At 59.7% G+C, this 26765-nt stretch carries 23 protein-coding genes and 1 riboswitch; of the genes, 13 read left to right on the top strand and 10 right to left on the bottom strand.

The features are described from left to right. From darT to NAV33_RS04075, 3 genes are all read left to right on the top strand, one after another. Positions 1–636, top strand: a complete 636-nt coding sequence (gene darT / locus NAV33_RS04065; protein ID WP_255977241.1) for a type II toxin-antitoxin system toxin DNA ADP-ribosyl transferase DarT — start codon at positions 1–3, stop codon at positions 634–636. A gap of 14 nt (positions 637–650) precedes the next feature. Beyond that, the gene (darG, locus tag NAV33_RS04070; RefSeq protein ID WP_255977244.1) at positions 651–1709 is read left to right on the top strand and encodes a type II toxin-antitoxin system antitoxin DNA ADP-ribosyl glycohydrolase DarG; all 1059 of its coding nucleotides are present in this window, start codon (positions 651–653) and stop codon (positions 1707–1709) included. A gap of 112 nt (positions 1710–1821) precedes the next feature. Next, complete coding sequence (locus NAV33_RS04075; RefSeq protein WP_255977246.1) at positions 1822–4836, top strand: type III restriction-modification system endonuclease; 3015 nt, start codon at positions 1822–1824, stop codon at positions 4834–4836. A gap of 74 nt (positions 4837–4910) precedes the next feature. On the opposite strand, the gene NAV33_RS04080 is transcribed toward NAV33_RS04075, so the two are convergent. From NAV33_RS04080 to NAV33_RS04085, 3 genes are read right to left on the bottom strand one after another with little or no spacing between them, the layout of a single operon-like run. Continuing rightward, entirely contained in the window at positions 4911–6737 is a 1827-nt protein-coding gene (locus NAV33_RS04080) for an AAA family ATPase (RefSeq protein ID WP_255977248.1), read from the bottom strand. Next, positions 6728–7231 carry an ABC-three component system middle component 2 gene (locus NAV33_RS21505; RefSeq protein ID WP_423836628.1) on the bottom strand — a complete coding sequence of 168 codons (504 nt, stop codon included), beginning with the start codon at positions 7229–7231 and terminating at the stop codon, positions 6728–6730. Before NAV33_RS21505 ends, NAV33_RS04080 begins: the two co-directional genes overlap by 10 nt. Then, positions 7219–8289 carry an ABC-three component system protein gene (locus NAV33_RS04085; RefSeq protein ID WP_255977250.1) on the bottom strand — a complete coding sequence of 357 codons (1071 nt, stop codon included), beginning with the start codon at positions 8287–8289 and terminating at the stop codon, positions 7219–7221. The genes NAV33_RS21505 and NAV33_RS04085 overlap by 13 nt, the downstream gene beginning before the upstream one ends. Before the next feature lie 571 nt (positions 8290–8860). On the opposite strand from NAV33_RS04085, the gene NAV33_RS04090 reads away from it, so the two are divergent. Then, the gene (locus NAV33_RS04090; RefSeq protein WP_255977252.1) at positions 8861–11134 is read left to right on the top strand and encodes an MHYT domain-containing protein; all 2274 of its coding nucleotides are present in this window, start codon (positions 8861–8863) and stop codon (positions 11132–11134) included. Between the two features lie 143 nt (positions 11135–11277). Here NAV33_RS04090 and NAV33_RS04095 read toward each other — a convergent pair whose 3' ends face one another. Continuing rightward, the gene (locus NAV33_RS04095) at positions 11278–12165 is read right to left on the bottom strand and encodes a manganese catalase family protein (RefSeq protein WP_255977254.1); all 888 of its coding nucleotides are present in this window, start codon (positions 12163–12165) and stop codon (positions 11278–11280) included. A 330-nt stretch (positions 12166–12495) separates the two neighbouring features. Between NAV33_RS04095 and NAV33_RS04100 the strand changes: the two genes are divergently transcribed. From NAV33_RS04100 to NAV33_RS04110, 3 genes are all read left to right on the top strand, one after another. Then, on the top strand, positions 12496–12990 hold the full coding sequence (locus NAV33_RS04100) for an ATP-dependent zinc protease (RefSeq protein ID WP_255977256.1): 495 nt from the start codon (positions 12496–12498) through the stop codon (positions 12988–12990). A gap of 225 nt (positions 12991–13215) precedes the next feature. Continuing rightward, the gene (locus tag NAV33_RS04105) at positions 13216–14676 is read left to right on the top strand and encodes a vitamin K epoxide reductase family protein (RefSeq protein WP_255977258.1); all 1461 of its coding nucleotides are present in this window, start codon (positions 13216–13218) and stop codon (positions 14674–14676) included. 23 nt (positions 14677–14699) lie between these two features. After that, entirely contained in the window at positions 14700–15698 is a 999-nt protein-coding gene (locus NAV33_RS04110) for an SDR family oxidoreductase (RefSeq protein WP_255977260.1), read from the top strand. Between the two features lie 6 nt (positions 15699–15704). Here NAV33_RS04110 and NAV33_RS04115 read toward each other — a convergent pair whose 3' ends face one another. Next, on the bottom strand, positions 15705–16322 hold the full coding sequence (locus NAV33_RS04115) for a cation transporter (RefSeq protein WP_255977262.1): 618 nt from the start codon (positions 16320–16322) through the stop codon (positions 15705–15707). A 107-nt stretch (positions 16323–16429) separates the two neighbouring features. Here NAV33_RS04115 and NAV33_RS04120 point away from each other — a divergent pair, with 107 nt between their 5' ends. The 6 genes from NAV33_RS04120 to NAV33_RS04145 all read left to right on the top strand — a co-directional run bounded on the left by NAV33_RS04120 (position 16430) and on the right by NAV33_RS04145 (position 23482). Beyond that, positions 16430–16855, top strand: a complete 426-nt coding sequence (locus NAV33_RS04120) for a Cd(II)/Pb(II)-responsive transcriptional regulator (protein WP_255977264.1) — start codon at positions 16430–16432, stop codon at positions 16853–16855. A 65-nt stretch (positions 16856–16920) separates the two neighbouring features. Continuing rightward, positions 16921–17691: a sulfite exporter TauE/SafE family protein gene (locus NAV33_RS04125; RefSeq protein ID WP_255977266.1), complete on the top strand. Its 771-nt coding sequence runs from the start codon at positions 16921–16923 to the stop codon at positions 17689–17691. Positions 17692–17788: 97 nt separating this feature from the next. Further along, positions 17789–18031, top strand: coding sequence for an exodeoxyribonuclease VII small subunit (locus NAV33_RS04130; protein ID WP_102837024.1), 243 nt, complete (start codon positions 17789–17791; stop codon positions 18029–18031). Beyond that, positions 18028–18915, top strand: coding sequence for a polyprenyl synthetase family protein (locus NAV33_RS04135; RefSeq protein WP_255977269.1), 888 nt, complete (start codon positions 18028–18030; stop codon positions 18913–18915). Before NAV33_RS04130 ends, NAV33_RS04135 begins: the two co-directional genes overlap by 4 nt. Positions 18916–19033: 118 nt before the next feature. After that, positions 19034–20929: a 1-deoxy-D-xylulose-5-phosphate synthase gene (gene dxs / locus NAV33_RS04140; RefSeq protein WP_255977271.1), complete on the top strand. Its 1896-nt coding sequence runs from the start codon at positions 19034–19036 to the stop codon at positions 20927–20929. A 364-nt stretch (positions 20930–21293) separates the two neighbouring features. After that, a riboswitch (cobalamin riboswitch) is annotated at positions 21294–21509 on the top strand. Positions 21510–21613: 104 nt separating this feature from the next. After that, positions 21614–23482: a TonB-dependent receptor domain-containing protein gene (locus NAV33_RS04145; protein ID WP_255977273.1), complete on the top strand. Its 1869-nt coding sequence runs from the start codon at positions 21614–21616 to the stop codon at positions 23480–23482. Positions 23483–23522: 40 nt separating this feature from the next. Here NAV33_RS04145 and NAV33_RS04150 read toward each other — a convergent pair whose 3' ends face one another. The 5 genes from NAV33_RS04150 to NAV33_RS04170 form a co-directional block, all read right to left on the bottom strand. Continuing rightward, positions 23523–24326, bottom strand: a complete 804-nt coding sequence (locus tag NAV33_RS04150) for a cobalamin-binding protein (RefSeq protein WP_255977275.1) — start codon at positions 24324–24326, stop codon at positions 23523–23525. Continuing rightward, positions 24323–24742 (bottom strand): hypothetical protein, encoded by a 420-nt coding sequence (locus tag NAV33_RS04155; protein ID WP_255977277.1) that lies wholly within the window; start codon positions 24740–24742, stop codon positions 24323–24325. The genes NAV33_RS04150 and NAV33_RS04155 overlap by 4 nt, the downstream gene beginning before the upstream one ends. Then, positions 24739–25356, bottom strand: a complete 618-nt coding sequence (gene ribA, locus NAV33_RS04160) for a GTP cyclohydrolase II (RefSeq protein WP_255977279.1) — start codon at positions 25354–25356, stop codon at positions 24739–24741. The genes NAV33_RS04155 and ribA overlap by 4 nt, the downstream gene beginning before the upstream one ends. A 147-nt stretch (positions 25357–25503) precedes the next feature. Then, positions 25504–26151 carry a retropepsin-like aspartic protease family protein gene (locus NAV33_RS04165; protein ID WP_255977281.1) on the bottom strand — a complete coding sequence of 216 codons (648 nt, stop codon included), beginning with the start codon at positions 26149–26151 and terminating at the stop codon, positions 25504–25506. Positions 26152–26238: 87 nt separating this feature from the next. Continuing rightward, positions 26239–26739 carry a phosphatidylglycerophosphatase A family protein gene (locus NAV33_RS04170; RefSeq protein ID WP_255977282.1) on the bottom strand — a complete coding sequence of 167 codons (501 nt, stop codon included), beginning with the start codon at positions 26737–26739 and terminating at the stop codon, positions 26239–26241. Positions 26740–26765 lie beyond the last annotated feature (26 nt).

Genomic DNA, 26765 nt, shown 5'->3' on the forward strand with positions numbered 1-26765 from the left:
ATGGCCATTCCCGCGCAGCCGAAGATTTACCATATCTGCCATGTGGACCGTTTGCCATCCATCATCGCCAGCGCTGGCTTGCTGTCCGATGCGGTACTGTTGAATCAGGCGTTGCCGGGCACGACCATCGGAATGAACCATATCAAGCAGCGCCGCCTGCAACTGGAACTGGATAGCCATCCGGGCCTGCATGTCGGTGAATGTGTGCCGTTCTACTTCTGCCCGCGCTCGGTGATGCTGTTCCTGATCAGCCGGGGCCATCAAGACCTTGCCTACAACGGCGGCCAAGGGCCTATCGTGCATTTGGAGGCTGACCTGCATGCGACCGTACAGTGGGCTAATGCCCAAGCCAGACGCTGGGCATTCACATTGTCCAATGCAGGTTCGAAATACTTCGAAGATCGTGCAGATCTGGCGCAACTGAACGAGATCAATTGGGATGCCGTAGCAGCGCGGATCTGGCACCAGTGCAAAGATCCTAAGCAAGCAGAGTTCCTGCTTGAACAGAGCTTTCCATGGCACCTGGTCGAGCGCATCGGCGTACAGTCGCGGCAAATTTACACGCAGGTAGCGAATGCACTGCCTGCACAGGGGCATAGACCAGGGGTCGAGCTTCGCCCTGAGTGGTATTACTGAGTGAAGAGCCTGTCATGATCGAATTTACCAGCGGCGACATCCTGCGGGATGACTCCGAAGCCATCATCAACACCGTGAACTGTGTCGGTGTTATGGGCCGTGGCATTGCCTTGCAGTTCAAGAATATGTGGCCTGAGAACTTCAAGGCTTACGAGGCGGCCTGCAAGCGTGAAGAGGTGCAGCCTGGCCGGATGTTCGTGTTCGACACCAACCAGCTCACGTCGCCACGCTACATCATCAACTTCCCTACCAAGCGCCACTGGCGCGGCAAAAGCCGCTTGCAGGACATAGACGCAGGGCTCAGCGCCCTGGTGGCCGAAATTCACAACCGTGGTATCCGCTCCATCGCCATCCCACCGTTGGGCAGCGGTTTGGGTGGGCTTGACTGGGCTGAGGTGCGACCGCGTATTGAAGCAGCTATGGCCGATCTGCCGGACGTGCACGTGCGCGTTTACGAGCCCAAGGGCGCCCCCGCTGCAGACACCATGCACCACAGCCGCGAAGTGCCGAGCATGACCGCTGGCCGCGCCGCACTGGTGGAGCTAATGAATCGCTATGTGCGTGGGCTGCTTGACCCAACGATTAGCCTGCTGGAAGTACACAAGCTGATGTACTTCATGCAGGCAGCGGGCGAGCCGCTGCGCCTCAAGTACGTCCAAGCCGCCTATGGCCCTTACGCCGAGAATCTTCGCCACGTACTGCGCGCGATTGAAGGTCACTTGGTAGCGGGCTATGCCGATGGGGGTGATGCACCCGACAAACCCCTAACGCTGGTGCCTGGCGCAGTCGATGAAGCTAATGCCTTCCTGGAAGCGAATGCTGAAACCCGCGCCCGATTCGACCGGGTCGGAGAGCTGGTGGAAGGCTTTGAAACGCCCTTCGGCTTGGAGCTGCTTGCGACCGTGCACTGGATCGTCAAAGAGGGTGATCCTGTTTCCAGCATCGAAGACGTAGTCGCCCGCACCTACGCCTGGAACACCCGCAAGAAGCAATTCACGCCACGCCAGATCGGTATCGCCGTAGATGTACTGGCAAGCAAAGGCTGGATCGAGCCCATAGCCCTGAGCGCCTGAAAAGCCCCTGAATCTGACTCCCCCATGCCGCCTCGCAGCATGAGGGAGTCGAGCAGCTAACTGACAGTATTTCTCGCCCTTGCCTGAAGGCGAGCTTGAAAATGGATTGAACATGAAACTGCACTTCGAGCCGGATCTCGACTATCAACTACAGGCTATCGAAGCGGTATGCGATCTGTTCCGTGGCCAGGAGGCGTGCCGTACCGAGTTCACGGTCACCATGAAGGCCCCTGCCCCGTCCGAAAGCGACCCGAGCGACGCACCACAGCAGTTCGCCCTAGGCATTGCTGAATCCGACCTGGGCGTCGGCAACCGCCTGACGCTGCTTGACGACGAACTGCACAAGAACCTCAGTGACATCCAGTTGCGCGGTGGGCTACCGCCTTCCGGCATGCTCACCTCTGGCGACTTTACCGTCGAAATGGAGACAGGTACTGGGAAGACCTACGTTTATCTGCGCAGCATCTTCGAGCTGAATAAACGCTACGGCTTTACCAAGTTTGTCATCGTGGTGCCGTCGGTTGCGATCAAGGAAGGCGTCTATAAGTCCCTGCAGATCACCGAGGAACACTTCAAAAGCCTTTATGCCGGCGTGCCCTATGACTACTTCCTGTACGACTCGAACAAGCTCGGCGAAGTACGCAACTTTGCTACCAGCTCAACCATCCAGATCATGGTGGTGACCGTAGGTGCGATCAACAAGAAGGACGTCAACAACCTCTACAAGGACAGCGAAAAAACCGGCGGCGAAAAGCCCATCGACCTAATCAAAGCAACCCGCCCGACCCTGATTGTCGACGAGCCGCAGAGCGTCGATGGGGGCCTTAAAGGGGCCGGCAAGACCGCATTGGATGCCATGAACCCGCTGTGCACCCTGCGCTATTCCGCAACCCACGTAGACAAGCACCACATGGTCTACCGGCTGGATGCGGTTGACGCCTACGAGCGCCGCCTGGTCAAACAGATCGAAGTGGCCTCGGCAACGATAGACGATGCCCACAACAAGCCGTTTGTGCGGCTGGTAGCGGCCAGCAACAAGCGCGGCACGATTTCAGCCAAAGTCGAGCTGGATCTGGGCACAGCCACAGGTGGCGTATCCACCCAAGAGGTCACGGTTTACGACGGCGACGATCTGGAGCAGGCAACCAAGCGCGCCGTCTATAAAGACCTTCGCATCGGCGAAATCAACACCGCCAAAGGCGAGGAGTTCGTCGAGCTGCGCTACCCAGGTGGCGAGAAGTACCTGCGCATTGGTGAGGTCCATGGCGGCGTGGAACCGTTGGCGATTCAGCGCGAAATGATCCGCCGCACGATCAAGGAGCACCTGGACAAGGAAAAGCGCTTCCGCCCCATGGGCATCAAGGTGCTGTCGCTATTTTTCATCGATACGGTCGAGCGTTATCGCCAGTACGACGCTGACGGCAATCCAGTGAAAGGCGTGTACGCGACCATCTTCGAAGAAGAATACAAACGTTTCGCCAAGCACCCGGACTACCAAAGCCTGTTCAGCGAGGTCGACTTCAACCACAGCGCTGAAGAGGTGCACAACGGCTACTTCTCCATCGACAAAAAGGGCGGCTGGTCTGACACCGCTGAGAATAACGCCGGCAACCGAGAAAACGCTGAGCGCGCCTACAACCTGATCATGAAGGACAAAGAAAAGCTGCTTACCTTCAGCACACCGCTGAAATTCATCTTTTCCCACTCGGCACTCAAGGAAGGCTGGGACAACCCCAACGTGTTCCAGATCTGCACGCTGCGTGACATTCAATCCGAGCGTGAGCGCCGACAGACCATCGGTCGCGGCCTGCGGCTGTGCGTCAACCAGAACGGTGAGCGAGTGCGTGGCTTTGAGGTGAATACCCTTACAGTCATAGCTACAGAGAACTACGAGGCCTTTGCCGAGAACCTGCAGAAAGAAATTGAGGCAGACACCGGCATCCGCTTCGGTATTGTCGAGCATCACCAGTTCGCAGCAGTCGTAGTCACCAATGCTAACGGCGAGTCAAAGCCACTTGGTTTTGAGCAGTCGAAGATACTGTGGGATTTCTTGCGAGCACAGCATTACGTCGATGCCAAGGGCAAGGTACAAGACTCGCTCAAACAGGCACTCAAAGACGGCCTGTTGCAGCTACCGCCTGAATTCGAGGCCCAGCGCTTGCAGATCATCGAACAGTTGAAAAAGGTCTCTGGCCGCCTGGAGATCAAGAATGCAGACGAGCGCCGTGCTATCCCTGCCCGCCAGGCCGTGCTGCAGAGCGAAGAGTTCAAAGCCCTGTGGGGTCGGATAAAGCATCAGACAACCTATCGCGTTGACTTCGATAACGAAAAACTGATCACCGATTGCATCGACAACTTGCAGAAGGCCCCCGCGGTATTCCGCCCTCGCCTTCAATGGCGTAAAGCAAATCTAGCCATCGGCAAGTCAGGCATAGAAGCTAGCGAGAAGAAAGGTGCTTATACCGTCAACCTGGACGAGAGCAATATCGAGCTGCCGGACATTCTGACCGACCTCCAAGATCGAACGCACCTGACTCGCCGGACGCTGGTACGCATCCTCAGGGAAAGCAAGCGCCTGGACGATTTCAAGCGCAACCCTCAGCAATTTATCGAGCTGGCCGGCGAAATCATCAACCGCTGCAAGCGCCTGGCGTTGGTCGATGGCATCAAGTACGTGAAGCTGGGCGATGAAAGTTTCTACGCCCAGGAACTGTTTGAGCAGCAGGAGCTGACCGGCTACCTGAAAAACATGCTGCTCAACACCGAGAAATCCGTCTACGAGCATGTAGTGTACGACTCAGCCATCGAGCGCGACTTCGCCCAAGCGCTGGAGCACAACGATGCCGTGAAGGTTTACGCAAAGCTGCCAGGCTGGTTCCGTATCCCCACCCCGCTCGGCAGCTATAACCCTGACTGGGCAATACTGGTAGAGCAAGACGGTGCCGAACGCGTCTACTTCGTGGTGGAAACCAAAAGCAGCCTGTTCAATGATGACCTACGCCCAATTGAGCAAGCCAAGATCGACTGCGGCGCTTCTCATTTCAGATTGCTTGCAACAAGTGAGGCCGGCTTGCGCTTTGGCCGAGCGAGTAGCGTGGATGACGTGATCGCGGGTGCGCTGGATTAGATACTTGGTCAGCACATAGACCCTGCCTAGTATCTGATGGCGCTTAAAGATTAAAGCAAGTAGCTGGATGTTCTCTAATCCGCATCGCCTTCGTCGGTTGCATCATCGCGTAGGGGATAAAAGCCGTATCGCCCCTTGCTAAAGATACGTGTGAATGTAATAGGTTTGAGCTCTGCCGCCGTTTCTGGCTTGATCGGTTCGTTCTCGAGAACGATGACTTGACCACGCCCATGCCAAGTCGACATCCAGCTATAGAACCGGTCAACGATCGTCTTAGGCGGCACCTCATGCTCTTCGGTGGAGTCAGGATCCGCGTACGTCTTCAGTGGCGAGTCGAGGACGACTACGCCGAGATGGGGATGTCCTTTCTCAAGCGCGTGCTCCATCAGTGCAACCGCCAAAGAGGACAGGAACAAGCCCCTCACACCAGCGCCATAGCTCAGGCGTGAACGATCATCGATCCGCAGGTCACAGGACGGATCATCAAGAGAGATGTTCTGGATAAAACTGAACCCCCAAGTGTTCAGCAATTCCTTGGCGCGATTGGCGACCTCACGACCAAATGCACCACCCTCGCGAACTACAGTAATACGTTTGCGCACGGTCGCCTTCTTTAGGCGATCAATCTCGGCAACAAAATGTTGTATTTCGTCGAAATAGCTTAGTTGTTCAGACAGCTCTGAACGTCTCAACGCCAATATCTTCGGATTGGCAGAGAATTCAACACGGGTGTTATTTAGCACCATAGCTTCGCGGTTCTGCAGCACGTTGAGCTCAGCAGCAAGTGTCGAAGCGCGCGCGTTGAGATTACCGTGGCGGTCTCGCTCATGCTGTAGGGCTGCGAGCAAGCCCACTCGGAGCGAACGAATTTTTTCTGCTTCAGCAGCGATAGCTGCTCGATAGCGGCTCGGCGCCGCAGGGCGCAAATCGTCAGGATCCACCTGGCTTTCTGCTGGGGTTCCGCACAACGGGCAGTCTACCGTCGGGAGCTCCTGAAAGAACGCCACTCCCTCGCTGGTACCTCCGAGGCGCGCCTGGTCGTTTGCATATTTCTCGTCAAGCAGTTCGAAGCGACCAATCATGGACCGCGAGTGGTTCCGCTCATTCTCAACCTGGCGCAATTCGTCGGAAACGTTCGTAAGCTGCCTGCGCAAGTCTTTCAGGGTAGAAGCACGCGCGTCGTACTGGCTCGTCATCGCCGACAGAGTCGTATCCACCCGCTCCAGCGCCTCTTCCACCTCGTTGCGTTTTAAGTCTTTTGGCATAAGGGCTTCGATGCGCTTCAGGGCAGTCTCGGCAGCCTGTAATTCGCCTCGGGCGCGTTCAGTTTCGGTTGCGGACTTCCGAAGTTGGATGGCTGAATCATCAGTACCTGTCAAAAATAAATGGAACGCCGCTTCATGCTTCGATGCTGCATAGGCGCTCCCCGCGATGGGCAGCTTGGCAGGAATGTTGGACTGCGACCACAACGACCAGTGGCGAAGATCGTCACCCGTCACGACGCCACGCTTGCTGTGGTTGCGAAGAATTTGTTTGCCACTCGCCCCGCACAACTCAACGAGCAACTCCCCGAGCTCCCGGTCTAGCGGCTCGAACGATTGATCCTTGTCATCACCGAGCACGCGCGTGTAGACGGCGGCGCCTCCGCCGGCTAGCCCCCGGCGTACTTCGTACTCATCCTCCGCGGTCTTGAACCGCAAGCGAAACTCCTGGTAGCCCTGCGTGAGCGGAAATGATTCGGGAAGGTCGTTACCTCCTAGCATGTACCAGAGACAGTCGTAGATATAGGACTTGCCGGTCTCGCTAGGGCCTCGAATCAGTTGCCGCCCGGGATGGAATAGGACCTCGGCGACCTCACGGTCTGGTCCATGGACGGACAGCGACGTGAGAATTATGCCCATGCACCACCTCCATCCCGCGCCATTAGCTCGAGTTCCGCTCCCCACAGGTGGCCGCTCGCAGCGAACTTAGAAGTCAGCTCGGAGGAGTCAACGTGTCCATAGCGCTCGGCTGCCCACGCGCAGCGCTGCTCTAACTCACGCAAGTACTTGGACGTCAGAGCTCCAGTCATAGCCCTAGCGATTTCTCCCGCATAGTAAGTGATGCCATCTGTGCCCCATATCGCCGTTACTAAGCCCCGTGTGCTCATGAGATAGAGGCCTTGCTCAATCAGCTCGCGCCTACTCATGAGCTCTGCGCCACGGAATGGGATGGGTGTATGTAGGCTGCTCGGGCCGTTCAGGTCAGCCGAATACACGATGGCATAGTCCAAAAGCACCAGCTTCTGAAGGTCCGCACCATGCGGCATGAGAGCCTGCAGGAGGTAGACCATGCGAATGCCGAGCTCGAACGGGGAGTTGAACACAGGCAAAGGGCGCCGTTTTACTTGACCCACCTGAGCCTCCTTTGGTTTACCAAATGGTGGCAGGTGCCTGGCAGATCCCCAGGCCGCAGCTTAGGAGTCAGATTACTGTCATTGACGACTAACTGTTGCGCTCCTTCGGTACCGGCCTCGAGCCGGTCTAGACTGCCCTTATGTCGAGGGCTATTGACCTTCGACTTGATGCCAACAAGCACCATGTCCAACAGCGCGTCGAACTCTGCTTCACCGTAGGTGTCTCGACTGAATATCTTCAGGCCTTCAGCACAGTAGAAAAATGCGCGCTGACTCTGGAAATGCTCCCCGCAGGAGTCTGAGTCCATCAGCTCGTCCAGCGTCAGATCATCGCCGGTCAGCTCGGAATAGACCTTCAACAATTCTTCGACGTAGATTTGCTCCTGTGCGGTGGGCGTGTCGGGTGCCAAGGGATCATCACCGCGCTCGCCCTCAAAACCGAACAGCTCGAAGTGCGCCTTTTGATCCAACGCATGCCACTCAAGTATGTCTCGCGTCTGGCACTCCAAGATGTTCTTGAAATCGAAGTCCATCACAAGTTGTTCGATTGCCGGGGTTATCTCTTTAGCACGCCCCTTGAGTCCGGTCTTTTCCGCTCTCCAGTCATCCAGTAATCGCTGCTTAAACTCGTCGGGCTTGCTCAGAAGGTTATGAAGGTCGTTGCCCACGCCGCGTGGCGCGCAGAGGTAGTAATACCGTGGCGCCGGATATGTCTTCGCCTCCAGGTGCTTGAAAAACTTGATTAACTCTTTGAAAACATCGGTGGGCATCAATGCATGGTCGTAATGTTTACCTTGAAAAAGATCCCACTGATGCTCAGACAAAGCTGGAACCAGGCGCGCTTCGACGTCACGCCCGCCATCGCCGGCGCCGCCCAGCTGCTTGACGAACACGTATTTCGCCCCGTCGCCCAAAGGACGGTTTCGGCAAGCATGCTCAATGAGCTTTTCCCACTGATCGGAGTGAAATAGTAAGACCTGCGATGACGGCGGAATGACGCCGCGCTTGACCGCAAAGCCATTTTTCCGCTTCGATTTCCGGGGTGGATTGGTTTCCATACCATCAGGGCCGCACGTTTGGCGGAGGCTGACGCCCCCGCATTCAATTACTAGGCACATAGCAGGCCCTAAGCCGACCAGCTTCCGCCGTTGTAGTTATCTCCAGCGATAGTGCCATAAGTTTGAGATTTCCACAGAGTCCTTCAGTGCAAGCAGAGATATGGTGCTTGGACCACGCAACGCAGAATTGGGGGGACAAGCGGGGGTACAAAAAAATACGATATGTAAATTAACTATAGAATCAAGCACTTAAATATAGTAAAACGCCGGCCACAAGCCGGCTTTTTTATGCCTTTTGTTTTCGCAGCTTGGCAACTGATCCGCTTCCGAATGGCCACGTACCTGCCGCTCCCCTCATGCTAGCTTCCGGTCAGCTAGCACCGAGCACCATTGATGACAGGTGACAGGCTGTGCCGTCAGCTGCCACGTTTACCAGGCCTAACCGATCGTCGTGAAAGTCGCCCGCCCCAGCATCCGTCGATCGCACCTATAGACCAGCGACCTGGCGCTCATCGACGACTCGTGTAATACATAAAGGGCGACAGCCTCGAATGTCTCAACGGATCTTGCGATGCCTACCACCTACAACACCGCATTGGTGAGCCTGTCCATCCTGATTGCCATTGCCGGCTCCTTCACGGCGCTCGACCTAGCCAGCCGCGCACGAGCTGCAACAGGCTGGATGCAACACGCCTGGTTGTGCGCAGCAGCTGTATGCATGGGCGGCAGCATTTGGTCGATGCACTTTGTCGGGATGCTTGCGTTCGGCATGCCCGGCATGGAGATCCAATACGATCTGGCGCTTACCCTCTGGTCGCTGGTCGTGCCGATTGTGGTGACGGCGATCAGCTTTTTCGCAGTCGGCACCCAAGGGCTGGGCCGCAGGACGCTCGGGATCGGCGGACTGTTCATGGGTCTTGGAATTGGCGCAATGCACTACATGGGCATGGCCGCCATGACGATGCATGCCGAACTGTCCTATGACCCGCTGTGGGTCATCACTTCCTTCATCATTGCAATCGGCGCGGCCACCGTAGCGCTCTGGCTCTCCGCGCGGGGACGACGATTGTCGTTGCAGACTGTCTCCGCCGTGGCCATGGGGTTTGCCGTGGCCGGCATGCACTACTCGGCCATGGCAGGGGCGCGCTTCACGCCGATGGACGATGCGATGCCCGCAGCCTCCGGCAGCGGCCTGGACCTGATGACAATGGCGCTATCGGTCGCCGGCTCGACCTTCATCGTGCTGTTTTTCGGCCTTGCCGCCTCGATGCACGACAGGCGCATGGCGATCATCAGCGAGCGGGAAGCGGCGGCATTGCGCCAGAGCGAAGAACGGTTCCGCGAACTCTATAGCAAGACACCGTTGCCCCTGCATTCGCTGGACGAAGAAGGCCGACTGGAGTCGGTCAGCGATGCCTGGCTGGTGTTGATGGGCCATCGCCGAGCGGACGTGATCGGCCGGCCATTGATCAACTTCATGACCGAAAACTCTGCGCGTCAGATGCTAAGCCAGGATTGGCCTGTACTGCTCGAAACCGGCGAATGCCTCAACGCCGAATACCGCCTGGTGGCCAGGGCTGGCGCGTTCATCGATGTGCTGGCCTCCACGCGTCTCGAGCAGACCAATCGCGGCGCGCTCATTATCGGCGGTCTGGTGAACATCACCGAACGTCGGCATGCAGAGGCCGCGCTCCGTCAGGCCCAGAAAATGGAAGCGATCGGCAAGCTCACCGGCGGTATCGCTCATGACTTCAATAACCTGCTCGCGGTAGTAGGTGGAAATCTCGAACTGCTTCGCAAACGGTTGCCGAACGACACAGCTCGTGTCGGTAGCCTGATCGAGAACGCGCTGCAGGCGACGCAACGCGGCTCAGGTCTGGTTCAACGCATGCTGGCCTTTGCCCGCAAGCAGGAGCTGAAACCTAGTTCCGTCGTGCTACCGGACGTGGTGTTGAACATGCGGGGGCTGCTGCAGCGCTCGGTCGAGGCCAACATCAACATTGAAACGCGGTTCCCTCTCAGCCTTCCGCCTGCTTACGTCGACGCGAATCAGCTCGAAATGGTGCTGATCAACCTAGTCGTCAACGCAAGAGACGCCATGCAGGCAGGCGGCACGATCTGCATTGAAGGCCAACTGCGTGCATTCAGCCCATCGCCGGAACACCCGACGCAGGAGTTCGTCGCCTTGATCGTGCGCGACGACGGTGCCGGCATGAGCCCGGAGACGCTTGCCCGGGCAACCGAACCGTTCTACACGACCAAAGGACCAGGCAAGGGCACGGGCCTAGGCCTTTCAATGGCTCACGGCTTAGCCGAGCAGTCAGGGGGGCGACTAGTGATCGAGAGCAGCCTAGGCAAAGGGACAACAGTCGAGCTGTGGCTACCGCTGGGTGTTCACGCTTCAGCAACCACGCCGTCACCGGAGGTGGCAAACGAGCCCATCGTGACATCCGTACCCGCGTTGTCGATTCTCGTCGTGGATGACGATCCCCTCGTGCTCGCCAACACGGCCGAGCTCCTGGAGGACCTGGGCCATCGGGTCACCGCAGTGAATGGCGGCGAAGCGGCCCTGACGATCCTTCGCCAGCAGGGGACTTTCGATATCCTGGTCACCGATCAGATGATGCCTGGAATGACTGGAACCCAGCTGGCCAAGATTGTAAAAGCTGAAAGGTCCGATCTGCCGGTCCTGTTGGTCAGCGGCTATGCGGAACTGTCGGAGGAAGGTCGCCCACTGCACACGCTGGCCAAGCCGTTCACACAGCATTCGCTCAACGTAGCGATCAGCGACACGCTCCGGCGTCCGAATTCGGGTGTCGTGGTGCCGCTGCACAACCGTCATTGAACGCGCCCACTCGGCATCGGCACATTTCGACAATGCGGCACAAAAAAGCCGGCTCGAGGCCGGCTTCGAACGAGTATCAGCCACAAACGAAACGCAGCGTCGAGGCGCCCTGTCACAGACGTATCAGCACTGCGTTTCGCCCGTCAGGCTTTGCCTTTTTTTACCGCTTTGCCCGAGCCGAGGTCGGCTCCTGTCATGGGGTCTACAGAGACATCGGATTGGGTCCGTACCGCCATTTGTTGCAGCACCTTCTGTTGATCTTTACTCAGATCCACAGACGGCTTGCCATCGCCACCGTCCACCGCCGGCTGCGGGTTCTCGACAAATTCCCATTCAGGCCCCTGGTTCCAAGGCCCGCGCAGGTCGCCCTCGCCTTGCGACAGGTTGTAGTAGACGTTGGCAAATTCTGGCTCACCCGGCAGTTTGCCCTGAGGGAAATTGGGCTGAATGGCGTGCAGTGCTTTCTCGAACGATTTCTGGTGAGCGATTTCACGGGTCATCAAAAACTTAAGCGCGTCTTTAATACCTGGATCATCGGTCACGTTGATCAAGCGCTCGTAGACGATCTTGGCCCGCGCCTCGGCGGCAATGTTGGAACGCAGGTCCGCCGTCGGTTCGCCAATGGAGTCAACGTAGGCCGCCGTCCAGGGAACTCCGGCCGAGTTGGTCAGCGCCGGGCCGCCGCCGTACAGCAGCGATGTGATGTGCGAGTCGTTGCCGCCGCCGGTCAGGGAGCGATACAGGTCAGCTTCCTTCTCCACACCCTCAGCCAAATCACCTTTGGCACCCTTGTTGAGCATGCCGACGATGGAGCCGATGACCTCAAGGTGGCTTAGCTCTTCTGTAGAAATGTCCATGAGCATGTCTTTGCGACCTGGATCATCCTCAGATAAGCCTTGGACGAAATAGCGCATGGCAGCGGCTAACTCGCCCTGCGGTCCGCCGAATTGCTCAAGCATCAAGTTGGCCAGCCCGGGGTTCGGAGCAGCCACGCGCACGGTGTATTGAAGTCGTTTGTTATGGACGAACATGGTTCACCTCTCAATTTTGGACTTCCCTAGAAACAGCCTCCTTTTTGGTCAGTTGGGACCCAGCGCACTTACCGCTGTAATCGCAGGCGACCCTATTGATGGAGTGCAACAAGCGGCAGCCGTCCGATTGTGTTTTTTAATAAGGGTGATGGAATTTGCCAATAGACCATCTCCGCCAGTTTGTTGTCGCTTGCGCCTCTCCTTGGTCTCAATCAGAGGAAGGCAAAAACCTGAACGTATTCAGACGGGGCGACTCTATCGTGATCACAGCAATTGCCACTTTTGAGGTAATCGATGCTCCAGCCCCAACGATTTTCCATAAGCCGATGCATGGCTGCGAAGCTTGCAGTACTGCTCCTATCGCTTGGCAGCGCGGCGGTTTTTGCCGATTCGCCGAAGGTTTTCGGTTGGGTTGAAGAAGGGCTGATTTTCCCGGAGAAGGTCGCCGTGAAGTTCAAGCTCGATACCGGGGCGCTGACTTCATCGATGCATGCTGAAAACATCGACCGATTCGAAAAGAATGGGGACGACTGGGTGCGCTTTACCCTCGAGATGGAAGACATCGATACCGAGAAGAAGATCGAGAAACGCCTAGAGCGCGAGGTGGTCCGCGACATCAAGGTACGCGGTGCCGGCGGCGCCGAGAAACGGCCTGTGGTGATGATGAAGGTATGCCTGGGCAACACTATCTACGAAGAGCAATTTTCACTGAATGATCGCGACAAGATGAATTACCCGGTACTCGTTGGCCGCCGCACGTTGGAAACTGTCGGTCTCGTGGATTCGACCAAGACCTTTACGGTCGAGCCGGATTGCTCCGAATAGATAAGCCGACCCGCAAGCTCCGCCTACCTCCATCGGTAGCACAACGAGAATGAAGACCCCGAAAGCGCCACGATCCGTGCCGCTCGGTTCGCCTGCTAGCGTCCGTTTTCTGCAACTCACCCAAGCCATCCCTGTCAATTGAGCACGACCCTGTCGCAGCCGTTGACGGAACGCCCGCTCGCAGCTGGTCGCGGAACCCAACCCATCTTCGTATGAGGAGAGTTCGTGGAGCATCAAGGGGAATACTTGAGACAGGCCGCCATGCCGTCGGATATGAGCATGGACGCGCACATGCAAATGATGGAGCGGCGCCGTCTCGCCACCCTGTGGTGCCATTTCGCTAACGCCTTGCTCGGTTTATGGGTGCTTAGCGCGCCGTTCATTTTCGGTTATACGAACATTTCGGCAAGCGACCTTGATCTCGCCCGTTTGACGACCGAGCGCGATTTGCCAGACGTGGCCACTCGCGCGCTGCTGATGACCTGGAGTGACGTCATCAGCGGTGCCCTGATCGTGTTGTTCTCGGTCCTTTCGCTGAAGCGAATCGCTTGGGCTCAGTGGGCGAACACGACGATGGGACTGTGGCTGATGTTCGCCCCGCTACTGTTCTGGACGCCGTCGCCGGCCAGCTATGGGAACGCTCTGTTGGTCGGCGGGCTGGTGATAGCCTTCTCCACGCTGGTGCCGATGATGCCCGGCATGAGCATGTCCGGGATGATGCAGAAGGCCGCGGTGCCACCGGGCTGGGATTACAACCCGTCGACCTGGCTGCAGCGACTGCCGATCGCGATTCTCGCCGTGATCGGCATTCTGCTGGCGCGCTATCTCGCCGCCTACCAACTCGGTCATACCGCCAATGCCTGGGACCCGTTCTTTGGCAGTCAGCCCAACGGCACGGAAACCATAATCACCTCCGATATGTCCCGCGCCTGGCCGGTGCCCGACGCCGGAGTCGGCGTCATGGCTTACATGATCGAGCTGCTGATGGCGGTGATGGGCGATGCACGCCGCTGGCGGACCATGCCCTGGATGGTCGCCGCGTTCGGCGTGGTGGTAGTACCGCTGGGCGCGGTGAGCATCTTCTTCATCATCGCCCAGCCGATCTTCATCAATACCTGGTGCACCCTGTGCCTGATCCAGGCCTTGGCGATGCTGGTGATGATGCCCTACGCGCTGGATGAACTCGTCGCCATGGGGCAGTTTCTGAAGGATGCTCGCCGCCGCGGCAAACCGTTCTGGAAAACATTTTTCCAGGGCGATGCCATGGACGGTGCGCGCGAAGACAACACGCCCGAGTTCGATGGCAGCCTGTCGGCCATGACATTGAAGGGGCTTCGCGGGGTCAACTTGCCTTGGGGGCTCACGCTGCTTTGTGCAATCGGCGTCTGGCTGATGTGCACGCGGCTGATCTTCGGTACCGAAGGTGCGATGGCTAACAGCGACCACCTCATGGGCTCGTTGCTGATCACCGTCTCGGTGCTGGCCTTCGCCGAGGTCGCGCGACCGCTGCGTTTCCTCAATTTCCCGATTGGCGCCTGGTTGATCGCCGCGCCCTCATTTCTCGAGGGCGCCGGTTTTGCCGCCACCGTTGGTAGCTTGATCGCCGGTGTGCTGGTGATCGGCATGAGCCTGCCGCGCGGGCCGATTCGTCATCGCTATGCCGGCTGGAACAGGCTGCTGCGTTAACTCGATCCAGACAGGAGTTTTTTATGAGCGACCGCGGACTGGCTGCTGTGGTTTGTGGAGGCACCGCTGGCGTGGGCCGCGCAACGGCCCATGCATTGGCGCGGGCAGGCTTTCGCGTTGCCGTGATTGCGCGCGGCGAACAGGGCCTGTCTGACACGCGCGACGAACTTGAAGCTGCCGGCGCCAAGGTCCTGGCCATTTCCGCCGACGTTGCCGACGCTGGAGCGATCGATCAGGCGGCCGAACGAATCGAGGCAGAACTGGGGCCGATTGAAATCTGGGTCAACGCCGCCATGGCGACTGTATTCGGACCGGTCAACAAGATCAGCGCCGCGGAATTCAAGCGCGTGACCGAAGTGACCTATCTGGGCTTCGTTCACGGCACGCTGGCCGCGCTGCGATATATGGAGGCGCGCAATCGCGGCACCATCGTCCAGGTGGGTTCGGCATTGTCCTATCGGGCGATTCCCCTGCAGTCGGCCTATTGCGCGGCCAAGTTCGCCATTCGCGGTTTTACCGATTCGCTGCGTTGCGAACTGATCCATACCAACAGCCGGGTGCGGCTGACAATGGTCCAGTTACCGGCGCACAACACGCCGCAGTTCGACTGGTCGCGTAACAAAATGCAAAAACGTCCACAGCCGGTCCCGCCGATCCATACGCCCGAGGTCGCGGCTCGCGCGATTGTCCGCGCTGCAACCGATGCGCCGCGCGAATTGTGGCTCGGACGCGCGTCGTTCCAGGCGATCATCGGCAATATGTTCATGCCCGGCCTGCTCGATAGGATGATGGCCAAACAAGCCTGGAGCGGCCAGATGACCGATGAGCCGACCACCGCCGAGCAGCCAGACAATCTGTTCCAGCCTGTAGAAGGCTTGCATCGTCTCGAAGGCCGTTTCGGCGATCAGGCGAAGGGCAAGGCGCTGGCCATGAGCGCCGAAACGGTAGGCAAGCTGGCCGCCGCCGGACTGGCGCTGGTGGCTGTGGCTGCCGTGGTGCTGGTTGCAGCCATTGCCAACTAGGCGTGCCTAGCGGGACGTACGCAACTCCTGCCGTGCCTGACGTACCACCGAGAAACCGGCAGACAACGCCAGCCCGGCCATGATCAGCGCCACAACAAAATCAGGCCAGCCAGAACCGGTACCGAACACACCGGCCGCTGCGATCATCACGGCGATGTTACCGATTGCGTCGTTGCGGCTGCACAACCAGACGGAACGCATGTTGGAGTCGCCCTCACGAAAGGCGTAAAGCATCAGCGCCACGACGACATTGGCAACCAACGCCAGCGCGCCGATGACGCCCATAGTGAGTGGCTCCGGCACGACGTCGGCATAGATCGACCAACCGGCGCGGGCGACGACGAAAACCCCGAAGGCGAGCATCGACAACCCCTTCACCATTGCGGCGCGTGAGCGCCACACCAGCCCCATCGACAGCACGACCAGGGTGATGCCGTAGTTGGCGGCGTCGCCGGCGAAATCGATGGCATCGGCCAGCAGCGAGACCGAGCCAGCGCGTAAGCCACTGACGATTTCCACGACAAACATGGACAGGTTGATCGCCAGCGCAATCCACAGGGCATTGCGAAAGCGCGGGCTGACCGCCTGGGTTGAACAACCGGAATCACAGCATCTCGACGACATGGAATGCCTCCTGAACTATATTCGGAGCCATTGCACACCCTGGAGCGGCTCCAGGGTCAAGCCCATTTCGGTCAGTCAACGATCGCAGCATTAAGAAGGAGGCCATGATGCGCATAGGTGAGCTGAGCACGGCGGCAGACGTCGATGTCGAGACGATCCGCTACTACGAGAAGGTCGGCTTGATGCCGGCCCCGGAACGGGGAGCCAACGGCTACCGGTCCTACTCATCGAAGCAACTCGCGCATTTGGTATTCATCCGTCATTGCCGGGCGCTGGACATCGGACTGGCCGATGTCCGACGACTGCTGGAATTCTCCAGCCATCCGGATGCCAGCTGTAGCGATATCAATCTGCTGATCGATGAGCAGCTCGAGCGCGTCCGCACGCGTCTGGAAAGCCTCCATGCGCTGGAGCGACAGCTCCAGGACCTACGTAGCTGCTGCGCCGGTAGTCAATCGTCCGGTGGCTGCGGCATCCTCGACGAACTGGCCAGTACCCGCCTGGATGAAGCTCGAAGTCCATCCGACAAATAGAGCCGCACGCTTGGCTCAGCGGGACGGCAGCGATAATCTGCGTCCTTTTGCCGCGAGCCCATCCGATGCCCCTGTTCGACATATTGCTGCTCATCGCCGCCGGTTTCGCAGCGGGTGGAATGAATGCCCTGGCGGGCGGCGGTACCTTCTTCTCCTTCCCTGCGCTGCTGGCAACGGGTCTTCCTCCGGTCACGGCGAACGCGACCAACGCCGTGGCGCTCTGGCCCGCCAGCGTCGCCGCCGCCTGGGCCGCGCGCTCGGCGCTGCGTCCGCTGGGCCGCTATTTGATCCCACTGTTGCTGGCCGGATTGGGCGGCGGCCTGCTCGGTGGTCTGTTATTGCTGGCCAGCGGCGACGACGTGTTCAGCCTGCTGATCCCCTGGTTGCTGCTGCTCGCCACCGCACTGTTCGCCGCAAGTCCCTGGCTGAGCCGCTGGCTGGCGGCACGGCGCAAGGAAGAAAACGCAGTGCCTCCGCACGCTCCGGCATCGCTCGCCGCACATGGCCTGGTTTCGATCTACGGTGGTTATTTCGGTGCAGGCATGGGCATTTTGCAGTTGGCGGCATTTTCCATCGAAGGTCATCAGTTGGTTCGCGCCAACGCGCTGAAGAACCTTATATCGGCCGTGATCTACAGCGTCGCCACGGCCACCTTCATCATCGCCGGTCGGGTGAGCGGGTACGAACTGGCGATCCTGCTGATCGGCACCGCGCTCGGCGGCTACGCTGGCGGCGCGCTGAGCAAGAAGCTACCCGCCAATTGGTTGCGGGTCTTCGTCATCCTGGTTGGCAGCTTCATGACGCTCTATTACTTCCAGGCGGTTTACTGGCGGTAACCGACAGGCGCGTAGCCCGCTTGGTGTATGGCTTATGCCGCCCAGCTCTGCTAGTGTCGCGACCGTTTTACAGCCGCCGCAAAGAACAGGTTCCGCCATGGCCCGCAAGAAAGTCGCCCTCGATTTCGAACAATCCCTCGCCGAGCTGCAACAGCTGGTCGAGCGTCTGGAAAGCGGCGAGCTGTCGCTGGAAGACTCGCTGACCTGTTTCGAACAGGGAATCGGCTTGACCCGCGACTGTCAGGCCGCGCTCAGCCAGGCCGAACAGAAAGTACAGATCCTGCTCGAACGCGACGGCAAGCTGCAAGAAGCGCCGTTCGAGGTGGATCCCGAAGCATGATCGGCGACTACCAGAAACACTGTCAGCAACGCGTCGACAACTGCCTCGAGACGCTCTTCGCCCCCCCCCGCCCGCAACTCGAACGCCTTTACCAAGCCATGCGCTACAGCGTCATGAACGGTGGCAAGCGCGTGCGCCCGCTGCTGGTCTATGCCGCCTGCGAGGCGCTTGAAGGAGACAGTGCACAGGCCGATGGCGCAGCCTGCGCCGTCGAGCTGATCCACGCCTATTCGCTGGTTCACGATGACCTGCCGGCCATGGACGACGACGATCTGCGCCGCGGCCAGCCGACGACGCACAAGGCCTTCGACGAAGCCTGCGCGATCCTTGCCGGCGATGGCCTGCAAAGCCTTGCGTTCGAAGCGCTGGCAGCCGATGTACGCAATCCGCAGGACCCCGCGCTGCGCCTGGAGATGGTTATCAGCCTCGCTCGCGCAGCCGGCCCGGCCGGTATGGTCGGTGGGCAGGCCATCGACCTGGGTTCGGTGGGCCGCAAGCTCGACCGCAGCGCGTTGGAACTGATGCATCGGCACAAAACCGGCGCGCTGATCGAGGCCAGCGTTCGTCTCGGCGCCCTCGCCAGCGGCCGTGCCGATGCCGACAAGCTGGCCGCTCTGCAGCAATACGCGCAGGCAATCGGTCTGGCCTTTCAGGTGCAGGACGACATTCTCGACGTGGAAAGCGACACCGCCACTCTAGGCAAACACCAAGGCGCCGATATCGCCCGCGACAAACCCACCTACCCCGCGCTGCTCGGCATGGACGCGGCAAAGGCCTATGCAGTGGAGTTGCGCGATCTTGCACTCGAAGCCGTCGTTTCCTTCGGTAGAAGCGCCGAACCGTTGCGCCAGCTGGCCCGCTTTATCGTCGAACGCCGCAACTGAGCCACACGGATCGTTGCGCTGGCACGACCTGGCGGCAACCGTTGATGCTTGAGTCGTTCTTCTCGCTGTAACCATCGGGTAAACTGCGGCTCTTTTTTCAGCCAAAACGACTCGTTCGATGCCCAAGACGTTCCATGAGATTCCTCGGGTCCGCCCTGCGACGCCCGTTCTAGATCGCGCGGCCACTCCCGAGCAACTGCGCCGGCTGGGCGAAGCGGAACTTGAAGAACTCGCCAACGAACTGCGGCAGGACTTGCTTTATAGCGTAGGCCGCACCGGCGGACACTTCGGCGCCGGGCTCGGCGTAATCGAGCTGACCATCGCCCTGCACTACGTTTACGACACGCCCGGCGACCGTCTGGTCTGGGACGTCGGCCATCAAGCCTATCCACACAAGATCCTCACCGGTCGCCGCGAACGCATGGCCAGCCTGCGCCAGAAAGACGGTCTGGCAGCCTTTCCGCGCCGCAGCGAAAGCGAGTACGACACCTTTGGCGTCGGCCATTCCAGCACCTCGATCAGTGCCGCCCTGGGTATGGCCATCGCTGCTCGCCTGCAGGGGAAAAAGCGCAAGTCGATCGCCGTGATCGGCGACGGCGCGCTCACCGCCGGCATGGCCTTCGAGGCCCTGAACCACGCCCCTGAAGTCGGCGCCGACATGCTGGTCGTGCTCAACGACAACGACATGTCGATCTCGCGCAACGTTGGCGGTCTGTCCAACTATCTCGCCAAGATCCTCTCCAGCCGCACCTACTCGAGCATGCGCGAGGGCAGTAAGAAGGTCCTGTCGCGTCTGCCAGGCGCCTGGGAAATCGCCCGCCGCACCGAGGAATATGCCAAGGGCATGTTGGTCCCCGGCACGCTTTTCGAGGAGCTTGGCTGGAACTACATCGGCCCCATCGATGGCCACGACCTACCGACCCTGATCGCCACCCTGCGCAACATGCGCGACCTCTCCGGGCCGCAGTTTCTGCACGTGGTGACCAAGAAGGGCAAAGGCTTCGCCCCGGCGGAAGTCGATCCGATTACCTGGCATGCCATTAGCAAGCTGGAACCCGTCGGCGCTCCAGCGGCCCCTAAAAAGCCCAGCGGCCCGAAATACTCCAACGTCTTCGGTCAATGGCTATGCGACATGGCCGCCGCTGATCCGCGCTTGGCAGGCATTACTCCGGCCATGAAGGAAGGCTCCGACCTGGTCGACTTCAGCGAGCGCTACCCGGATCGCTACTTCGATGTCGCCATCGCCGAGCAGCACGCCGTGACATTGGCGGCCGGCATGGCCTGTGAAGGCGCCAAACCGGTGGTAGCGATCTATTCGACGTTCCTGCAGCGTGCCTACGATCAACTGATCCATGACGTCGCCGTGCAGAACCTGGACGTGCTGTTCGCCATCGACCGCGCCGGCTTGGTCGGCGAAGACGGCCCAACCCACGCCGGCAGTTTCGACCTCACCTATTTGCGCTGCATCCCCGGCATGCTGGTGATGACCCCGAGCGACGAGAACGAGATGCGCCGAATGCTCACCACTGGCTATCACTTCGAAGGTCCCGCCGCGGTGCGTTATCCACGCGGCACCGGCCCGAACGCGATGATCGAGCCCGGCCTCGAACCGCTGGAAATCGGCAAGGGTGTGGTTCGTCGCGAAGGCAAGCGAGTTGCCCTGCTGGTGTTTGGCGTGCAACTGCCGGAAGCCCTCCAGGTTGCTGAAACCCTGGACGCAACCGTCGTCGACATGCGCTTCGTCAAACCGCTGGATGAGGCTCTGGTACGCCAACTAGCTGCCGATCACGAACTGCTGGTGACCGTCGAGGAAAATAGCATCACAGGCGGTGCCGGCAGCGCGGTGGGCGAGTTTCTCGCCGCTGAAAACCTGCAGAAGCCCATCCTGCATCTAGGCTTGCCGGACTATTACGTCGAGCACGCCAAGCCCAGCGAAATGCTCGCGGAGTGCGGGCTGGACGCCGCGGGTATCGAGGCATCGATACGCGCACGCCTGGCGGCTTTGGGCGCGTAGCCTCAGAGCCATCACGTCGCCACGGATGGCTGCGAAGCGGGTTGCTCGCCTTTACTATGCTCGGTAGGTAAAGGGTTTGTGTAGGGTGGGCTTCAGCCCACCAATGCTTTGACAACCCTATGTGGCGGGCATCTGATTGAACTGCCGCGCTCGTTCATAGTGAACGCAACCGGACGTTGAGCCGGTGGGCTGAAGCGGACCGCCGCCCGGCCCACCCTACGCTCACATCCTGACCAAGCGGACCAATCCACTAGCGCCGAAAGCCGCATCCAGACCCAAACGGTCTGCTCTGATCAACAACGCCTTGCTCTGAGGCGCCCATTCTATCGCTTGTCTTTCACCACTCCAGGCCGTAAGGTTCGCGCGTTTTTCCTATCCGCCCAGGTGTGCACGACCGCAAGGTCCGCATTAAACGGGAAGCCGGTGCGCTCGAACGAGCAAGGCCGGCGCTGCCCCCGCAACGGTAATCGACCGTGATCCATGGATCACCGCCCGCTCAACCGCCACTGTGTCCAGACACGGGAAGGCGAGCGCGGTGCGCGTCGAAAGCCCGGAGACCGGCCTGACGGATTCGACTGGTGTTGCGGAGGGCAGCACCGTCAAGCGCGGTCGCCTGTCACTACGCCCCGTCGCTTGTTCCTGCCCTCCTCAAAAGCTCTGTTCTTTTGAGGATTCGATAAAAAAATGAAGTATTCCCGTCTCGCTCTGACCGTTGCGCTTATACCAACCGCTCACGTATTGGCCGATACCCTCGACGCCGGATATCAGCTGCCAGGCATGGTCATCACCTCAGCGCGCCAGGCCGAACGGCGTGAACTAGCAATCGCTGCCAATACTGTATTCACGCGCAATGACATCGAGCGTTTGCAGGCACGTAGCGTGCCGGAACTCCTTCGGCGCGTACCGGGTGTCAGCATATCCACCGCCGGAGGGCTGCCGTCGCTGTCCGTGCGCGGCACCGGAACGGCGCAAACCCTGGTTCTGCTGGATGGACAGCGCATCGCTTCTTCGACCAGTGGCTTCGCCCGGCTCGATTATTTAGCGATAGACAACATCGACCGCGTGGAGGTTATTCGTGGCCCACGCTCGGCACTCTACGGCGCAGACGCCGTCGGCGGCGTGATTCAGGTATTCACCCGAGGCGGAAAACCAGGTCTGCATCCAGAAATACGGGTGACGGCCGGAAGCGACCAGACATTCCAACGTAGCCTCAATCTATCAACCGGCACCGAGCAGACTCGCGTCCATATCGGTGCCAGTCTCGATGAGACGGCCGGCTTCGACATCACTCGTGATGGCCAGGGCGCAGATAGCGACCACGACGGCCAGCGTAATCGCGCGCTACACCTCAAACTCGATCATGAGCTAAACCGCGACTGGAAAGCCGGCCTTAGCCTCAACGACCAACGCGGCGAGAACGAATACGACGATGCTTACGAATTCGCTCCTGGCACTCCGCAAGACGAGTTCCGCCTCAGCAGCTACAGCGGCTACCTCGACGGTCAGTTGGGCGAACGTTGGAGCAGCCGCCTGGAGCTCGGTCGCAGCTTCGACCGCAACAAGGTGGTCGGTGCAGCCAGCGATTGGAACAACGGGCAGCTTGAAACTACGCGCCACTCCGCTGCTTGGATCAACCGCATCAACCTCGCCGGAGGGCAACAGCTCACGCTCGGCAGCGACTGGTACGAAGACCGCCTCGACGCAACCACCGCCTACGAAGAGGACAGCCGCGACAACTTGGCCTTCTTCGCCCAGCACAGCTATCAAGGTGATCGTTTCGGCACTGAACTGGGCTTGCGCCATGACGACAACCAGCAGTTCGGCAGCCATAACAGTTTGAATGCGGCCTTCAGCTTGCCAGTCGGCGAGTCGCAGCGTTGGATTCTCAGCTACGGCGAAGGCTTCCGTGCACCTACCTTCTCTGATCTCTATTACCCCGGAGCGGGCAATCCCGACCTGGCACCCGAGACCTCGAAAACTTACGAATTGCAATGGCGCGGCGACTTCGAGCCGGCCCGGCTAGAGGTCGCGCTCTATCGCACCGACGTGGAAGACATGATTGCCTGGGATGGCGCTGCCAACCGCCCGGAGAACATCGCCCAGGCGCGCATCAACGGCTTCGAGGCAAGTGTGGCGCGCGAACTGCTCGGATGGCAGGGCAGCCTGGCCCTCAGCCTGATCGACCCGCGCGACCGAGATAGCGGCCGAACCCTGGCCCGCCGGGCGAAACGCTCGCTGAGTCTCGACCTGGATCGTACGTTCAATGCGCTTTCGGCTGGCGCCAGCTGGCATGTTTCGAGCAGCCGTTACGATGACGCAGCCAACTCCAGGCAGCTGTCCGGCTACGGCGTCGTCGACTTGCGGGCTGGTTGGCAAAGCCATGCCGAGCTGCGCTGGGAAGCGAAGCTAAATAACCTGTTCGACCGTGAATACGCTCTGGCGACCTATGACCGCCCCACCGGCCCGTCCTGGATGGACCCGGTGCAGAACTACGCTTATCGCGAGGCCGGCCGCACCGTCTTATTCGCGGTCACGTGGTCGCCTTATTTATAAGCAAGAACAACGCTGAACCGGACAGGGTAACCGACCCGGTTCAGCGGTCCGCTCCAGCCATCAAACGGCAGAGCTTTTCGATCGCGCCGAGCATCTGGAAGCTCGGCCGCTCCAGTCCCTTGTCAGGCACTTCCCACAGCTGGCCCTTTCGCACCGCTGCAAGCTGCGGCCAGTCCTTCCATTCGGATAACTGCGCGCCGCTGCCAGCGAAGATCACGTCCGGATTGCGCGAAAGCACCGACTCGATGCTGACCTGCGGCGCCGGCAGACGAAGATCGGCGAACACATTGCGGCCGCCGCAGACTTCGATAGCGTCACTGATGATTTGCCGCCCGCCGACTGTATACAGCGGGCGATTCCAGATTTGATAGAACACCGCCAGCGGCTGCTCGCGGTGATAGCGCTGGCGCAGTTGATCCAGGCCCTCGGCGAACTGCTTCTGTAATTTGCGGCCCTGCTCGGCCCGCCCGACCCGCTCGCCGATCAGCGCGAACTGCCCAGCCAATTGCTCGAGCGAGGTCGGTTGCGCAACGAGCACCGGAATGTCGAATTGCGTAAGCTGGTCGCGTTGCGCGCGGCTGATGCTGTCGGGCCAGAGCAGTACCAAGGTGGGTTGCAGCGCGAGAAGGCTTTCCATTTCCAGCTGACCGATCCGCCCTACCGAAGGCACTCCGGTCAGCGCTGTCGGTCGATGCCCACCGTCGAGCACGCCGACCAACAGATCGGCTGAGTCCAGCTCCAACATGATTTCGCTAAGAGAAGGTGCCAGGCTGACAACCCGCTCCGCCGCGATCAGCAAAGGCGAAATCAGTAACGCAACGAACAGCAGCAGCGCGCGCGTCATTGCAACTGACGCGGAACGCGATAAAGCACCAGCAATGCGAGGCTGCCACAGACCAACAGCAACTGGGCGACGGGTTCGAGTCCGAATGGCGCGCCGATCGCAGCCAGCCAGGCCGGCAAGGCCGCGACCCGCAAGGCGCGCAGCCGGGTGGCACGCAATACGGTCCAAGCCGTGGGCTCGGCATCGCTGCTCAAAACCTTCTCAGTAGCGATCAACGCATGCTTGTAGGCGGTAAAACGGGGCAGATTGAGAAATAGCGTAGCAAGGCCGATTACGAACAACGGCAAGGCGAGACGTTCACCGAGGCGGCCAGCCAGTTCGGGAAGCTGGCTGGTGATCAACACGGGTATGACGATAAATAACAGATACAGCCAACCATCACGTGACAGCTGGCGGCGCGCGGCAGTGCGGTTCACGACTGCTCGGCTTCGCCCTGGTGAATCTCGCCGAGCATATGGCCGAGCTTGCCGGCTTTGGTGGCGAGGTATTTGCGGTTGTGCGGGTTGTGCGCAACCTCCAGCGGCATGCGTTCGGCAACGCGGATGCCGAAGCCCTGCAACGCCTTCACTTTGCGCGGGTTATTGGTCATCAACTTGATCTCGGCAATACCCAAATGTTCGAGCATTGGCAGGCAGATCGCGTAGTCGCGCATGTCGGGGGCAAAGCCGAGACGCTCGTTGGCTTCGACAGTGTCGGCGCCGGCATCCTGCAGTTCGTAGGCGCGGATCTTGTTCAGCAGGCCGATACCGCGGCCTTCCTGGCGCAGATAAAGCAGCGCGCCGCGTCCTTCTTCGGAAATCGCACGCAGCGCAGCCTCAAGCTGAAATCCGCAATCGCAGCGCAGACTGAACAGAGCATCGCCCGTCAGGCATTCTGAATGCAGACGACCCAGTACAGGCTTGCCGTCTGCGACATCACCCAGCGTCAGTACGACATGTTCCTTACCAGTGTCCTGATCGAGAAAACCATGCATGGTGAACACGCCGAACGGCGTCGGCAGTTTGGAAGCGGCGACGAACACGACAGACACCGGAGAGACTCCAGAAAGGGGAAAAGCGGACATTGTAACAGCAGATACAAGCTTGAAGCTCAGGCCAGCCCAAGGATTCGCCGATACGCCATTTATTACAAAGCTCGTCCGTAGCGATGCTTCAAGCTACCGACTTTCCTTCAACTTTCAAATTTTGGATTCGAGCTTCAGCACACCCTGATCCTCGCGCCAGCTAACCCTCCCGAGAAAGCTCATTCCGAGCAACGCCTCGGACGGCGACGCGCCTTCGACTACCACGGCTTCGACGCCCAGCACATCAATCGCGCCGACCTTTACGCTGTTGAAATTCACCCGCCAGGCTTTTGCCGTCCCGCTGGCAGTACTGACTACCATCTGCTTGCCATCGACGCGGTAATCGATGCCCAGACGCCGCGCCTGAATTTCATTGATCGCCACCGAGGTGGCGCCGGTATCGACGAGAAACTGCACCGGCTGGCCATTGATCGAGCCGGCGACCCAGTAGTGGCCGCCCTGCCCCTGGGCGATGCTTAGCTGCCTGCGATCAGGCTCGGCAAAGCCGGCACTCAGCTCACGGCTGAGCCCATAACTACGCTCGACACCCTCGATGCGCAACACCGCACCCCTCGAGTCGGCGCTGACTACTTCGACGCCTCCCGGACCTACCTGGCCGACCCGGACCAATTTGCGCTGACCATCCACGTTCACCACGGCGGCACCTGGAAATAGCCCGACCACCTGAACCCGTGGCGCGGCCGCGCCGGCAAACGAGAGCAATGACAAGGTAGAAATTAATATGAGGGCAACGGAACGCATGGGCGGCGGCTTCCTTGAAACGAGGCAGAGCGGCATTCTTCCATGAGCCCTATCGTCGATACAGCGATCAGACGCACAGGTCGAACCTCAGCTCAGCAACATCACCGCAAGATGCATCAGGCCGCACGCAGCGAAGCCGGCCAGAATATCGTCGAGCATGATTCCCAGGCCGCCGTGCACATCGCGATCGACCCAACTGATCGGCCATGGCTTGGCGATATCCAGCAGGCGAAACACGACGAATCCAAGCACCAGCCAGTACCAGCCTTCTGGTACCAGCCAGAAGGTGATCCAGATACCCGCGAATTCGTCCCAAACGATGCCTTCATGATCATGCACGCCCAGATCCTGGGCAACCTTGCCGCACAACCAGACCCCGAACAGCATGCTGGCGAGAATCAACAGCCCGTAAGCCCAAGGCGGCAACATCTGCCACAGCGGTACGAAAGCCAGCGCCAGCAGCGAACCCCAGGTGCCGGGCGCTTTGGGTAATGTTCCGGAGCCCAATCCGAACGCCAAGTTGTGCCAGGGATTGCTCCACACCGATAGCGGAATCGGCTCGGCAGTAGACTGCAGGGAATCAGTCAAGCGGCTGTCCTCTCTGTTTTGACGGA

It is taken from the genome of Stutzerimonas stutzeri, from assembly GCF_024448715.1.
Classification (GTDB): domain Bacteria; phylum Pseudomonadota; class Gammaproteobacteria; order Pseudomonadales; family Pseudomonadaceae; genus Stutzerimonas; species Stutzerimonas stutzeri_AR.